This window comes from Bacteroides hominis (assembly GCF_033042785.2).
GTDB classification, from domain to species: domain Bacteria; phylum Bacteroidota; class Bacteroidia; order Bacteroidales; family Bacteroidaceae; genus Bacteroides; species Bacteroides hominis.
This window is the reverse complement of sequence record NZ_CP178829.1, coordinates 2772837-2788149: the sequence shown is the minus strand read 5'-3', so window position 1 is coordinate 2788149 and position 15313 is coordinate 2772837. Positions and strand designations below refer to the sequence as shown.

8 protein-coding genes and 1 pseudogene are annotated in these 15313 nt (G+C 43.9%); 3 read left to right on the top strand and 6 right to left on the bottom strand.

What is annotated here, in order from left to right:
* Positions 1-2 precede the first annotated feature (2 nt).
* Positions 3-2318, bottom strand: a complete 2316-nt coding sequence (gene hsdR / locus R3O62_RS11670; protein ID WP_032529889.1) for an EcoAI/FtnUII family type I restriction enzme subunit R — start codon at positions 2316-2318, stop codon at positions 3-5.
* 501 nt (positions 2319-2819) lie between these two features.
* On the opposite strand from hsdR, the pseudogene R3O62_RS11665 reads away from it, so the two are divergent.
* Positions 2820-3153 (top strand): annotated as a pseudogene (locus R3O62_RS11665) (AAA family ATPase); the annotation flags it as partial.
* 517 nt (positions 3154-3670) lie between these two features.
* Here R3O62_RS11665 and R3O62_RS11660 read toward each other — a convergent pair.
* Entirely contained in the window at positions 3671-4660 is a 990-nt protein-coding gene (locus R3O62_RS11660; RefSeq protein ID WP_317472665.1) for a lysylphosphatidylglycerol synthase transmembrane domain-containing protein, read from the bottom strand.
* Between the two features lie 131 nt (positions 4661-4791).
* On the opposite strand from R3O62_RS11660, the gene aspT reads away from it, so the two are divergent.
* On the top strand, positions 4792-6489 hold the full coding sequence (gene aspT, locus R3O62_RS11655; protein WP_005776290.1) for an aspartate-alanine antiporter: 1698 nt from the start codon (positions 4792-4794) through the stop codon (positions 6487-6489).
* A 41-nt stretch (positions 6490-6530) separates the two neighbouring features.
* A complete protein-coding gene (gene aspD, locus R3O62_RS11650) occupies positions 6531-8174 on the top strand; it encodes an aspartate 4-decarboxylase (RefSeq protein WP_005809417.1) in 1644 nt (547 codons plus the stop codon).
* Here the strand turns inward: aspD and R3O62_RS11645 are convergent.
* From R3O62_RS11645 to R3O62_RS11630, 4 genes are all read right to left on the bottom strand, one after another.
* Positions 8163-9455 carry a sensor histidine kinase gene (locus tag R3O62_RS11645; protein WP_032529886.1) on the bottom strand — a complete coding sequence of 431 codons (1293 nt, stop codon included), beginning with the start codon at positions 9453-9455 and terminating at the stop codon, positions 8163-8165. The genes aspD and R3O62_RS11645 overlap by 12 nt on opposite strands.
* 43 nt (positions 9456-9498) lie before the next feature.
* Positions 9499-10848: a sigma-54-dependent transcriptional regulator gene (locus tag R3O62_RS11640; protein ID WP_005776286.1), complete on the bottom strand. Its 1350-nt coding sequence runs from the start codon at positions 10846-10848 to the stop codon at positions 9499-9501.
* Positions 10849-10900: 52 nt separating this feature from the next.
* Positions 10901-12373: a TolC family protein gene (locus tag R3O62_RS11635; RefSeq protein ID WP_005809422.1), complete on the bottom strand. Its 1473-nt coding sequence runs from the start codon at positions 12371-12373 to the stop codon at positions 10901-10903.
* Between the two features lie 280 nt (positions 12374-12653).
* Positions 12654-15266, bottom strand: coding sequence for an ATP-binding protein (locus tag R3O62_RS11630; protein ID WP_317472666.1), 2613 nt, complete (start codon positions 15264-15266; stop codon positions 12654-12656).
* Positions 15267-15313: the final 47 nt, after the last annotated feature.

The following is a 15313-nucleotide window of genomic DNA, read 5'->3' as shown; positions in this document are numbered from 1 at the left end:
TTTTATGCCAATTTATATATCTGATACTCTAATTCTCTGATAGCTTGCTCATAACCGGCAATGCCACCAAATAGTTTTATAATTTTAGTTGGTTTTCCTATGCTATTGAATGGAGGTATCTCCAAGATGTTTGCTTTTTCAAAGTCGAGAATACCATTCTCTGCATATTTTTCAAGAAGAGCCTCCAACACTTCACGTGCTTTACCTTCATATTTTCCGAAGTAGTTACACTTCTTCACATTATTTGCTCTCTCTTTCCTTGTTAATGGAGGCTGGTCAAACGCAACGTGACATATCACATCGAATATGTCGGCATCCTTTAATGCCGGATTTGCTTCACGGACAGCGTCTATCAGGATGGCATACTCCTTTAATTCATCCATTATAGCTTGCTTGCGTTCAGCTTCTGTCCACGTCTGTATGAAATCATTCAGACTTTGGTAATGACGCAATAATTGCGTTCTTGCGAATGATTGAATACTTTCTGTTCTCATCGTCTTGCCATCTTCGCCTAACACAGATACTATCTCATGGGCAATACGGATATCCTTTCCATTGATAATATATTTTTCATGAGGCTCGGAAACTACGGTTGATGGACCATCAATTATTTTATATGGTTTGGGCTTTTTACCACCTCCCTTAGGAGGTTCAGGATCACCATCGAATGTAGGGTCTTTGAATTTTGCAGTAGCATTGCGGAAATCAAGGATTTCCAAATGCCACTTTCCCTTATCTTTTCTGAGTCGTGTACCACGCCCTATAATTTGCTTAAATTCAGTCATAGACCCAATTTCTTTGTCTATGACGATTAAGCCACAGGTTTTACAGTCCACACCAGTAGAAAGAAGTTCGGAGGTGGTTACAATCACTGGATAAGGCTCATCCACACTAATAAAGTTATCCAATTGTTTCTTACCCTCCTTATCTTCACCGACAATGCGTGTTACATAGTAAGGTGATTTCTTGCACAAATCACTATTCATATTGATAAGCAAAGTTCGCATTTCTGCTGCTTCCTCAATATCAGAACAGAATACAATCGTTTTTGTCATACGACCGATGTCATGCAGCATTTTGGTAATTCTGTTTGCTACAACCTTGCGTCTTAACTTAATAGCAAGGTCACGCCCTATATTTTGTCTTTGATATAATTTCTGCTCAATCTCCTTACCTAACAAATCTATCTCACCCTCTTCAGGAATCCAGCCTTGCAGGTCAACGTTGATAAAGTCAGCAGTAACCCTATACGGAGCCAAAAAGCCATCGTTGATACCTTGAAGTAGCGAGTAGGTATACACAGGTTCACCGAAATAATCAAGGTTATTCGCCCCTTCATCGGCTTTAGGAGTGGCTGTCATACCTATTTGAGTAGCCGTATTGAAATATTCCAAAACTTTGCGCCATGCTGAATCGTCCTTGGCACTTCCTCGGTGACACTCATCAACTATAATCAAGTCAAAGAAGTTTGGCCGAACTTCCAAGAAGGGGTCGGGCCTACCTTCTTTTCCAACCAACTGATGATACAGAGCCATATACATCTCATACGATGAATCAATTTTTTCTTCACCCTCTCCAACTGAAGTTATCTTAGTCATAAACTTCTTGAATGGCTTGAAATCCTGAGTCATAGTTTGGTCTATAAGGATATTGCGATCTGCAAGATAAAGGATTTTCTTCTTTGCTCCACTCTTATGGAGCCTATGGATTATCTGGAATGCCGTAAAAGTCTTACCCGTACCGGTAGCCATTACCACAAGTACACGTTGTTGCCCTTTTGCTATGGCTTCAACAGTGCGGTCAACGGCTATACGTTGGTAATATCTTGGCTCATGACTATGGGCATCATAGTAGAATGGGGTCTCTATAATATTAAGTTCATCAGGAGTATAGTTTTTGGATGCAAGATAACGGTTGTACAGCTCCTCTTCTGTCGGGAAGTCTTCTAACTTAATCTCAGTTTCTTTACCTGTGATAAAGTCATGTTCCAAGAAAGCATCACCATTACTGGAGTATGCAAATTTCAAGTCAAGGATTAAAGCATAATCCATAGCTTGCTGCATACCACTTCCAACAGTGTGCTTGTTGTCTTTTGCTTCAACCACTGCGATAGGTTTACCGTTGTGGTACAATAGATAATCAGCCTTTTTACCCTCTGCTACTGAGTGCTGGTTGCCAACAACAAGTACTCGACCGTCCGTAAAATAGTATTCTTCACGCATATTTACGCTTACTGCCCACCCTTTTTGTTGAAGTGCAGGAGTAATTAACAGAGTGCGTATCTCTTGTTCTTTAAGTTCTTTCTTGTTTACCTCCATGACAATAAGTTGTTTATGATTTGTTACTGCTGACAATCAAATCTTTTACATCAATATTAAGTTAAGGGCATTGCCTATGTCGTTGAGTGTCTTAATATCCGGTTGAACTGAATTACTACACCATTTACTCACAATGCAGTTGGATTTCCTAATTTGTCCTGCAAGCCATTTTCCTATTTTCTGTTGTTCTGCAAGTACTACTTTCAGTCTATTCAAATTAGCTATAGGGTAAAATGTTTTAATCAGAGAGCAAATTTATATAATTTATCTGATAGTGAAGCAACTTCCGATAATAATAAATTATTAGGAAGTAAAAATCTGGCTTAATTCCGGCTAAAACATGAGATTTTACAGATAGAAGAAGAAAAATTATGGATACAAAATAATTTTTCAAGGGTGGTTTTACAGAAGGACTACCCATTTTTTACACTTACTGTAATATTACTTATGTCAAAATTGATAATTCCAGATAACATATCTGACATACTTATAGTATCATTGTTAAAATTAACTAATTATTCCGATTAAGTTATCTTTGAAGGATTGGCAAGCCACCTTATTCACAGAGACTAGACTGTAATGGATGGTGAACTACATATCGACACGTTCCCCAACTTAACTCCGGTCTGAGCAAAAGAGAGAACTAACAGAGAAACAGCCGAACTTCTTGCACGAAAAAGAACGGTGTTATAAAACAGAAGCCCACTCTTTCTTCACGACCTTCTATAATCTGAACTGGAATGCAAATGGTAAAATATCGGCGGAAGAAGTAGCCAACAGAGTAAATAGCACCCTTGAAAAGCATCTTGTAAATGAAGAAAAGTTCGGTGTAAACAATGTATTGCAAAAGAATTTTATAGTCGAACAAAAGCAAAAATAATAGACTTGGTTTGGTTATACCAGCACTTTCTTTAACAATAGAAGGCATGTCTATTATAAAATAGGGAATCTAAACGAACCGCTGAAAAGAGTATTAAAGTTCTCCATGACTATGTATAAAAGATTCGGACAAAGCCGATTATTGGCGCATTATTGTAAAAGCATAAACAAAGGAATAGTCCTATGATAATATTTATACCAACGTGAATCCGATATAGCCACTCAAAACAGTTTCCCCCTTTACAAACTCATATTCTCTAAGCTACATCCTAATAACTACGAGAGGCAAATTTCATTTTCTGAACTAATCATCAAATCATACTTCGATACTATTTGCCTAATGCCCTCTGATCTTTCATAGTCTGGAAATACTTCTATCTACATAAACTGTCATAGCTTACATTCATAGTTACAACAAAGAATATCTCTCTGTATATCAAAAAACTTATCAAAGGTACCCTTTCATCATTACTCTATTTCCGATTTCCTATCTTCATCAGCATCAGCCCGATAACAATCCAAACCATCTCCCGCACCCGCGTAATCAGAGCGGCAAATACCCCATATGCTCCGGACAAAGACAAACCGGCTACCGCCAGGGCAAAGCCTCCTTCCCTGCCCCCTAATTGCATGGGAAGAAAGAAAAGCAGATTGGCCAGTAGAGAAGAGAAAGCAACGATCAGGATACAACCGACAAAACTGACATCCGTAGTCAATACATTCAGAATCAGCCAGACTTCGAGACACCCCACTATGCGAGCGGTATACTCTAAACTCAATGCCAAATAAAAGGTACTTTTTCGCTGTTGATGAAGCAGAGCTATCTGACTGTCTATAGTCTCCAGTTTTTCTTTATGAAGTTCCGCGAAGCGGACTGCACGCTTCTTCAAAAAAGGGATATGACTACCCAGACGTACGCATGCCACAGCCATACCGTTCCGGTAGCCTTTGATAAAAAGAGTGACAAGTAAGAGGCAGAAGAGTGTGATCAACCCCAAGACAATGCCCATCCCCCAACCGACCGGATAAAAAAAGACATAAATCAATACCGAGCTGAGCCAGAAACAGAAATGCGAAAAGATATGCATCATCACATACAGGATGACCGAAGATGTGGCACGCTCCACTCCAACATAGGGGGTAAGCTCCATAATCCGGTAGGGCTCCCCTCCCATCAGTCCCACGGGAGTGACATAATTCAACGCAAAACCGGAAACCGTGAATTTATAGAGCCGGGCGAACGACAATGAATTCACCGAACCACTGCTACGAAGGATGATATACCACGAAAGGGTATTAATCAGATAGATGAAAAGCCAAAGGACCAGAACCAGCGGCAGATAAAATCCGGCACGCCGCAGGTTGTCCAGCAGTTCATCATAAGACACATCGAAAGTGAACAGCATGATGATGACGGCCAGGATGCCAAAGGCCAAAAAGAAATTACGAAATTTACTCTTCAAAACAATATACAATTTAACGCATCAAAGATAACGTTAATAATTTATACAATGATATAAGAATAGCCCGTTTAACAAAACACTTTCTTGCACAAGCTGTTTTTAATGAGAATTTAAACCTAAACAAATTAACTATGGATTGGATTATTCATCAACTTAGGGTTCACCCCGAGCTTGCCATCTTTTTGACCCTTTTCGTAGGGTTTTGGATTGGCAAAATAAAAATCGGAAAGTTCAGCCTGGGTGTCGTTACAAGCGTATTGCTGGTAGGTGTCCTTGTGGGGCAATTGAACATTACGGTCGACGGCCCCATTAAATCTGTTTTCTTTTTACTCTTTTTATTCGCTATCGGCTATAAAGTCGGTCCGCAGTTTTTTCGGGGACTGAAAAAGGACGGACTCCCCCAAATGGGATTTGCTGCCATCATGTGTGTATTCTGTCTGATTATTCCCTGGATATTGGCTAAAATTATGGGTTACAATGTAGGGGAAGCAGCCGGATTACTGGCCGGTTCACAGACGATATCGGCTGTCATAGGCGTGGCAGGAGATACGATCAATGAACTAAACATATCTCCTGAAACAAAAGAGGCTTATAATAATATTATCCCGGTATCGTATGCCGTAACTTACATCTTCGGCACGGCGGGTTCGGCATGGGTATTGGGCTCTCTCGGCCCCAAGTTATTGGGCGGACTCGATAAAGTAAAAGCCGCCTGTAAAGAATTGGAGGCTAAAATGGGGAATAGCGAAGCGGATCAACCCGGCTTTATGCCCGCTGCACGTCCGGTGACTTTCCGGGCTTATAAAGTAGATAATGAGTGGTTTGGTGACGGAAAACGGGTATCAGATCTTGAAAGCTATTTCCAGGAGAATGACAAGCACCTGTTTGTCGAACGTGTCAGACAAGCCGGAGTTATCGTAAAAGAAATCACCCCGACCCTGATTCTCAGGAAAGGGGATGAGGTGGTATTGAGTGGTCGCCGTGAATATGTTATCGGCGAGGAAGATTGGATCGGTCCCGAGGTACTGGATCCTCAGTTATTGGACTTTCCGGCTGAAGTATTGCCCGTCATGGTAACCCGAAAAACCTTTGCCGGAGAAAAAATAAGTTCAATACGTTCACAGAAATTCATGCACGGTGTCAGCATACGCCGTATCAAAAGGGCGGGTATCGATATACCGGTACTGCCACAAACCATTGTGGATGCAGGTGATATTGTCGAATTGGTAGGGACCAAACACGAAGTGGATGAAGCTGCCAAGAAAATGGGGTACGCCGATCGTCCAACCAACCAGACAGATATGATTTTCGTTGGTCTGGGTATTCTGATCGGAGGACTGATAGGTGCCCTGAGTATCCACATGGGTGGTGTCCCCATCAGTCTCAGCACCAGTGGAGGCGCATTGATCGGAGGATTGTTCTTTGGCTGGCTACGGAGCAAACATCCGACTTTCGGACGTATTCCCGAACCTGCTCTCTGGATACTGGACAACGTAGGTCTAAACATGTTTATTGCTGTCGTGGGCATCGCTGCAGGTCCCAGTTTCGTACAGGGATTCAAAGAAGTGGGGCTAAGCCTGTTCATTGTAGGTGCACTGGCTACTTCCATTCCTCTGATAGTAGGCATACTTATGGGAAAGTATCTCTTCAAATTCCACCCGGCACTGATATTGGGATGCACAGCAGGTGCACGTACTACTACCGCCGCATTAGGTGCCATCCAGGAAGCTGTTGAAAGCGAGACTCCCGCTTTGGGATATACAGTGACGTATGCTGTGGGAAATACTCTCCTGATTATCTGGGGAGTCGTAATTGTGTTACTCATGTAAAATAGATTTTGATATTAACTAAACATAACCCTGACATAATAATGAAAAGTAATGAAAACAACGGAGCAGTAACTAAAAGTTTTGCTAAAAAGATGGAGAGTATCAGTCCTTTCGAACTGAAAAACAGACTGATTGAAATGGCTGATGAGAGCATCAAAAAGATAGCTCATACCATGCTGAATGCCGGACGTGGAAACCCGAACTGGATTGCCACCACTCCACGTGAAGCTTTCTTCCTTTTAGGTAAATTCGGACTGGAAGAATGTCGGCACGTGATGTACTTGCCGGAAGGAATTGCTGGTATCCCGCAAAAAGACGGGATTGCCGCCCGCTTTGAGACTTTTCTCAAAACCAATCATAGCCAGCCGGGTGCGGAACTATTAAAAGGAACCTATCAATACATGTTACTGGAACATGCCGCCGACCCGGACACTCTTGTCCACGAATGGGCAGAAGGGGTAATAGGTGACCAATATCCGGTACCGGACCGCATCCTCCAGTTTACCGAGATGATTGTACAAGACTATCTGGCACAGGAAATGTGCGACAGTCGTCCGCCAAAGGGCAAATACGATTTGTTCGCAACCGAAGGCGGTACGGCAGCCATGTGCTACGTTTTCGACTCTCTGCAAGAAAACTTCCTGCTCAATAAAGGAGATGGAATCGCCTTGATGGTACCTGTCTTCACCCCCTATATTGAAATCCCTCAATTGAGACGCTATGAATTTAACGTTACGGAAATATCTGCGGACCAGATGACAGCAGACGGGCTGCACACCTGGCAATACAAAGACGAAGATATAGACCGCCTGAAAAACCCGCAGATCAAAGCACTCTTCATTACCAATCCCAGTAACCCACCCAGTTATACACTGAGTCCTGAAACTGCCGCACGGATTGTAGATATCGTGAAGAAAGACAATCCGAACCTGATGATTATCACAGACGATGTATACGGTACATTCAGTCCGCATTTCCGCTCGCTGATGGCCGAACTGCCGCAAAATACTTTGTGCGTCTATTCCTTCTCCAAATATTTCGGGGCTACCGGATGGCGCGATGCCGTAATCGCTCTGCACGAAGAGAATATTTTTGACCGGATGATAGCCCACTTACCGGAAGAACAAAAGGCAATCCTCAATAAGCGTTACTCCAGTCTGACCCTTGCCCCCGAAAGATTAAAATTCATCGACCGCATGGTAGCCGACAGCCGCCAAGTGGCGCTCAATCATACAGCCGGATTGTCTCTGCCGCAACAGACGCAGATGAGCCTCTTCGCTTCCTTTGCCATACTGGATAAAGAGAACCGGTATAAAAACAAGATGCAGGAGATCATCCGGAGACGCCTGAAAGCTCTGTGGGATAATACCGGATTCTCACTGGTGGACGATCCGCTGCGTGTAGGATATTATAGTGAGATAGATATGCTGGTGTGGGCTAAGATATTCTACGGAGAAGAGTTTGTAGACTACCTCAAGAAAACGTACAGCCCATTGGATGTTGTTTTCCGCCTCGCCAACGAAACCTCATTGGTATTGCTGAACGGTGGCGGTTTTGCCGGACCGGAATGGAGCGTACGTGTATCACTTGCCAACCTGAATGAAAAGGATTATGTCAAAATAGGCCAGGGAATCAAACGGATACTGGATGAATATGCCCAGAGATGGCAGGAATCACGGAAATAAAATCCTGAATCTTGTCAGTCCGTCAGCGTATGTACGCAATGAAAACGTACAGCCATGACGGCTTAAAACTTCACGGATAAAGACCAGGCCGATACCTTGTCCGTTGGGTTTGGTAGAAAAGAAGGGACTGAAGAGCTTTGCTTCAGTCTCTTTTGTTATGCCGGGCCCATTGTCCACCACTTCGATAGCAGCAGGTGATGAGGTGCGGATGGTAATCTGACCGTCTTTCCCGATACTTTCAGCCGCATTTTTAATAATATTCACCAATACCTGCTCAAACAGGGAGGCGTCCAGTTTCACATCCTCCAATGATTCATCACATATCAGTTGTAACCGGATATTCCGGTCATTGCACATCCCCTCCATAAAGCGTTTGCAACTGAATGCAAGGTCATTCAGGTTGATCGGAGTAAGACGGGGATCGGGAATCTTCACCACGTCGGCAAAACGGGTAATGAAACGGCTCATAGAAAAACAACGTTCCGTACAGACACGCATCACATCACAAATATCTTCCATACCATCCGACTCAGACAATGCCTGTTCGACTGTATCCAGTGTAGAAGTAATCCCTGCCGTTGTATTATTCACTTCGTGCGCGATCATACGGATCACTTTCTCGTATGCCTTTTTCTCCGCTTTCATCACTTCGTCTGTCAATCCTTCCATCAGATAAAAAGGATGCTGGAAGCCGCGGTCCACAAACGAAGAATGAGTACATTTATAGATATTTGAATCATTCAGTCGCACGGTGCTGGTTTCTCCCTTCGGAATGGCAGCCAGTTCTATGGCAAGCGGCGAATCGATCTCGGACAGTTTCCTGCCTTCGGCTTCTTCCGGACGGACTCCCATCATCTTCATCGCCATCGGGTTTAGTTGGGATACCTCTTCATCCAGTGTCATAATGACAACACCCATAGGTGAAGCGTTAATCATCAGATCAAGAAAATGATTCTGTTCACGCAACCGGAGACGCTCGTTTTTTAGTTGATCCATCATACGGTTGAACACATTCACTACCCGATCGGCTTCCTGTTGACCGACGTGGCTCAGGCGGCTGCTGAAATCCTGTTCTCTCAAAAGTTCCATACCACTGCCAATCGTATTCATTGGTTTCACTATCTTCCGGTAAAACAAAATCAGATATAAAACGAGGAACAGCATCAACCCTTCTGCGATATAGAGATATTTCGCCACAATGGTTTCGGATACATAGAACAGAAAGCCCATGATGGAAAACAACAGAAAGATAAGTATGAAGAAAAATCCTTTTACCGGCATGTGATTGATGATTAACGATTAAAAAGTAATGATAAGCGACGAGTCACTTATCACTGATATCATATTTCTCCAAACGACGGTACAATGCCGCACGGCTGATACCTAACGCTGTAGCCACCTGGCTCAGGTTCCCTTTATAACGCTCCAATGCCTGAAGAATTGTCTGTCTTTCGATTTCATCGAGTGTCATTCCCGCAAACGAAGAGGCAGTTGACGTACTTTCATCATGTCGCTGGTACTGACTCTCGAAATCGGTTGCATCCAACACTTCCTTGCCACTGACCAGAATCGTACGCTCCACCAGATTTTTCAACTCACGGATATTGCCCGGAAAAGGCAAACGACTCAGGAAGTTCAATGCATCCGACGAAAACTCCGTACGGGGTAGGTTGTTGATCTCAGCCTGACGATCGGCAAAGTGTCTGGCGAGTAACGGTATATCCTCTCTGCGCTCTCTCAACGCAGGAAGTTTTATGGTTATCAGGTTAATGCGATAGAACAGATCTTCACGGAAAGTGTGTTCGCTTACCATCTTGGCCAAGTCGGCATTGGTAGCCGAAACAACCCGTATATCCGTCTTACGCGGACGGCTGTCACCCAGTACTTCAAAAGTCTGATCCTGCAATACCCGCAACAGTTTCACCTGGCATGAGGGATCGAGATCGCCGATTTCATCCAGAAAAATAGTTCCTTTATTCGCCATCTCAAAACGCCCCATACGATCGGAAGTGGCATCTGTGAAGGCTCCTTTTTTATGACCGAACATCTCACTTTCAAACAAACTCTGGGATATTCCTCCAAGATTGACTTTCACAAAAGGCTGACGGGCACGCTGACTATTGATGTGGATAGCCTCGGCTATCAGTTCTTTACCGGTTCCGCTCTCACCGGTGATCAATACCGAAGCATTGGTTCGTGCAATACGAGCCACCGTATTCAACACTTCTGTCAATCCACGGCTCTTGCCAATAATATGGCTCCGGTTCAATGAACCGCTTTGCTCCTGAAGCGTATCCTTCGGAGTTGCAGTAAGCTCCAAAGCAGTCTCTATGCGTTGCAGCAATGCGGCATTATTCCAGGGTTTGGTGATAAAATCGAATGCACCGGCCTGCATTCCCTGCACGGCAAGTTGGATACTACCCCATGCAGTCATCAGAATTACAGGAACATCCGGACGAAATATCTTGACCTGCTTAAGAAGGGTCAATCCCTCTTCTCCGGAAGTGGAAAGTGTAAAATTCATATCCATCAAAATCAGAGAAGGAGCTTCCGAACGGACTACTTCCATCGCCTCACGCGGACCGGGTACAGTTACCACTTGGTAACCGGCACGTTTCAGCATGAAACTCAACGAGGAACGAACTCCACTATCATCATCTATAATTAAAAGCATAAGTGTTATTTTTTTGATTTGCAAAACTACTCTTTTTGGGGTTAAAACCAAACTAATTCTTCACAACATCATCAAAATCGGCTTCCAGTGGTGTATTATTCTGGAAGTCCCACAGCGTCAGACTGCGGAGCTGGTAAAAATAATACCAGTACCAGTAGAGTTCATTGATATGTTTCTGCCGGGCATCATCTTTCGAATTCTGGGCATCATTCAGGTCGAGTGTATTGATTTTACCTATCAGGAAAGTCTCGATACTGGTTTTATAACGCTGCTGTGCAATCTTATCCGCTTCATTGGCAATAGAAAGTTGCTGTGCCTGATTATTAAAATTCTCTACAAGCAGGAAGATGTCCTGATCAAAGTCAATTTGTTCTTTACGTATTTTGGATAAGGTAACTTCCCGGTTACTCTTGGCTACACGCACTTTTCCACGACGCTTTCCCCAATCAAGAATCGGAATCTTCACACCGACCTCTACCACCTGGTTATCGAGTAATTTTTGATAAGAAGCAGAGAAATCCTTATTCAGTCCGGTATATCCCACGTTTGCGAAAAGATCGATACTACGAAGATTGCCACGTGCGGTAGCCACTTCGTAATCAGCTTCCAACTGCCGGCGACGTATGTTATGAGCGAAAGAATTGCGCTCCAATGCTTTATTCAGCACTTTGTTGTATTCCATTTTAAGATCGGGTGCTGATTCCGGTATTACCGGCTCCAATACCTGATCATCTCCTATTGCCAGGAAAGAGCGCAGCCGGAACATATTTGCATTCAGATTGCTCTGTGCATCGGTAACGGCAGCCCGAGCTTTCAATGCAGCCAGTTTCAATTGCAAAAGCTCATTTTCGGAAATTTGCCCCATCTTTCGTTTCGCTCCGGCCACCTCGTACAAGCGATCTGCATTTATCTGATTCTGGCGGGCGGTTCCCAGAGTTTCTTTAGCCAGCAGAAGATTAAAGAAGTAAGTGATCGCGTTCATGGTTACAGTCTCTGTAGCAGTGATAAAGGCTGCTTTTGCCTCTTCATAACGAACCGGCTCAATGCGGCGATTCCATTTCAGGTCATTCACTCCAAAGATAGGTTGAGTCAATTGTAAAGCGATAGGCACGGACATAAACTGCCGGTTTCCACCACTCCCCAGCTGTTTCACAAAGTCGAGTGAAGAAGACAGGGCTATCTTACCACCCGTAAACCAGATATTCTGATCAATGGAAAGCGTACCGTTCAGCCCTAACTTATTACTGCGGACAAAGGAGTAAGAGCCGTCTTCATTCTGATAACTGTTATATTGTTTTCCATAGCTTGGCAAAGTTCCGCTGAAATTTACTTCCGGCAACAAATCGGCACGGAACGTACGGTATTCCCAATAAGCTGTCTTCAACTCATTGAGAGCAACGGCTGCATCTACAGACTGTGTACGCGCCAATGCAATGGCTTCATTCAAGGTAATCTCCCGTGTTTCCTGTGCACTCAATGCCAACGAACAGAAGGCAAAAGCAGAGAGTAGAAAAGATCGTTTCATATAGAATTTGTTTATTTACCGGCAGAAAAGCAAACCCTGTGCCAAATATTGAGTGTTGCAGCGATCACTCCAGCTCGCCATATAACATAAACATTCATTTGAAAGAGTTCAGTGTATGATAATCCTCACTCCACTTCCCTCCTGGTCACTCTTCTCCTGTTCGTCATCCACCACTCCTTTTGTTCATCCTTCACCGTTTATCGTTCACCGTCTAAAATCAATCCTCCTTCTTCTGTCCGAAAATGAACAGTTTGTCCGCAGACGGACGCCCCCGGTGTACTTATTCACAAGTATCCGGTAAACGAACTGTGAAACGGGTTCCCTTTCCCTCCTTCGAAGTAACCGTGATGACTCCATTCAAACGTCCGATGATGGTTTGACAAATACTCAGTCCCAACCCAGCTCCCTGGGTAAAACTGTCGACTTTATAGAAACGTTCGAAGATATGCTTCAACCCATCTTCCGAAATACCTTTTCCGGTATCTTCTACAAAAATAGAAGTATATCCCGGCTCTTCCTCCGTATAACCGAATGTGATCGACCCTTGTGTTGTAAACTTGGCAGCATTGTTTATCAGGTTATTCACCACTTGTTGCAAGCGGACATTATCCGTCACCAGATATTTTTTACTATTCTCCGGCAACTTCAATACCAACCGGACTCCGGAAGGCATGTTCAACTGTTGTGAATCGTATACATTCTTCATCAATAACGGAAGATTGTGCCCGGCAAACTGGAAATCCATCGTACCGGACTCTATACGGGACAAATCAAGAATATCATTAATAAGTGCCAGTAACAGGCCACAGTTTTTATTGATTGTCTCAATAAACAACTTTACCTCCTCTTCGGTAAATCCACTGGTATCACTCAACAAATCGGAGAAGCCCACGATGGCATTCAGCGGTGTACGTATTTCGTGACTCATATTAGCAAGGAATGCCGATTTAAGCTTATCTGCCTGAAGTGCTTTATCGCGGGCTGCGGTCAATTGCTCTTCGGTAGTCTTATAGCGCTGTATACTCTGACATACGCCCAGAATGCTGTAAGGTGTGTCTGTCGTAAGTCCTGCAAGCACCGAAGTACGATATTCCCACCATTCGTATCTGCCGTCACCGCTAAGCTGGCGGAAACTCATACGGGTACTCTGGCTCAGACCTGCCAATGCACGGTTAAAGAGTTCGAACGCCAACTCCTGATCGTCCGGATGAACCATCCGGTCCATCTCATTCCGTGAAATGGTGGTCTTGTTCTCTGCAAACCCGAAGCGTACCAGAAAGCCCGCAGGAAAAGTAAATAAACCGGTACGGATATTATACTGCCAGGGATAGATGGAGCTTTCGTCCACCGCCATACTAAAGAAACGTTTTTGCATCTCTTCATCCGATATATTACGGGCCGAAAGGGCCATTCCGGTGATTTTACCATGTGCCCGGATAGGAACGATCTCACCCGAAACAGGAAAATAGCTGCCACTGTGGACTTCCTGCATAAACGAATTTTCGGGAATGACCACACTGCCCTCTTCAGTTACCACCCGCTCGAGCATGGAACGGAGAATCTCTTTACCATTATTGTAAATCTTGAAGATACTGCCTGCCGGTAATCCTTCATAAGGACGCGCGGCTTCATCCTTAGGCAAATGCAGCATTTTCAGTAAAGAACGATTCGTAAAATGAATACGGAGATCGGTATCGTACGTGATCACACCGTCACGGATAGAATGGAATACATTATCGAATTCATCACGTTGGGCAACCAATCGGTTTTGTATCAGTAAACGGGTCTGGGCATGGATGCGCCGACGGGATTCGCGGCGGTTGATGCGATACAGCCACACTATCAAAAACACCAGTAAAGCTAATATCGAGCTATACAGTAAGATATAGAGCAAACGATATTTCTCTCCGTATGGTTCGTTGATAATGGTTCCTCCAATAGCCTGCACCTGCTTGGGATTTACCTTGAAAAACACCAGCTGCTTGAAATCATACATAAAATTCAAGGGAGATTCAATAATCCCCACTTCCGAAGGAGTCTTCCCACGTAACACATCGGAAGCTGTCCGCCCCACCTCACGTGCAGAAGTATATGAATCGGCATCATAAGCCCCGAAGGCGCCATTAGTCAATGCAAGATTTTCACACGAAAAGAAAGGAGCTTTTGAATTACGTCCGATGAATGACATAAAAGGCGACCATTTAGGGGCAATAATCAGTGTCCTGTGCGTATTGCGCGGATAACATGTGGAAGCTATGATTTTGTTGGTTGTATCCGTTTGCGAATTATAGAAAGTTACCGTATATTCCGGATGCTCTTTCACAAAGCCATTCCATTCGTTCATAAAGTCGTCTCTTCCTTTAGAACTCAGAAGGCTGTTGTCAGAGATACAGACTACTTCCGTCCAACTCGGGAAAAGGCGGTTCGCCTGCCTCAACAGCTCCCCGAAATCCGGATTTGCCGTATATCCACACACATTGGGTAACGAATCGATCAGACTGCCTTCCGGATATTTTATATTAAAAAAGACAACAGGCAACTGTAAAGGCAATGAATCCCCGCAAGTCAACAAAGTATGGAAAGCCTCGTCACTGACAGTAACAATCAAATCCGTTCCCCGTTCGCGGGCTCGTTCGCAGAAACGCCGCATAATAAGTTTCTCTGACTGATAAGTCCAGAAATTGGCATCCAGAAATTCTGTTGTCACATTCACTTTCAGTCCGGATTCGCTGAATCCTTCTTTCAATCCCTTGGCCAAATCGCCATGCCAAGGTGTTTCGGAAGCATACGACTGAATGAAAAGAACATTATAAATGCGTTCCGCAGCAGTGGATATTTCTGTGAGAAATAAAAAGATAGATATAAGAAATATAGTATACGATCGTCTGTTCATAGTAAAAAAACTGCGTTGTATCAGGATTATGGACGCAAATATACGTT

Bases quoted from the DNA above. Each gene is read 5' to 3' on its own strand.
- R3O62_RS11645 (WP_032529886.1), bottom strand. From the start codon at position 9,455: ATGCCGGTAAAAGGATTTTTCTTCATACTTATCTTTCTGTTGTTTTCC.
- hsdR (WP_032529889.1), bottom strand. From the start codon at position 2,318: ATGGAGGTAAACAAGAAAGAACTTAAAGAACAAGAGATACGCACTCTG.
- R3O62_RS11640 (WP_005776286.1), bottom strand. From the start codon at position 10,848: ATGCTTTTAATTATAGATGATGATAGTGGAGTTCGTTCCTCGTTGAGT.
- R3O62_RS11635 (WP_005809422.1), bottom strand. From the start codon at position 12,373: ATGAAACGATCTTTTCTACTCTCTGCTTTTGCCTTCTGTTCGTTGGCA.
- aspT (WP_005776290.1), top strand. From the start codon at position 4,792: ATGGATTGGATTATTCATCAACTTAGGGTTCACCCCGAGCTTGCCATC.
- R3O62_RS11630 (WP_317472666.1), bottom strand. From the start codon at position 15,266: ATGAACAGACGATCGTATACTATATTTCTTATATCTATCTTTTTATTT.
- aspD (WP_005809417.1), top strand. From the start codon at position 6,531: ATGAAAAGTAATGAAAACAACGGAGCAGTAACTAAAAGTTTTGCTAAA.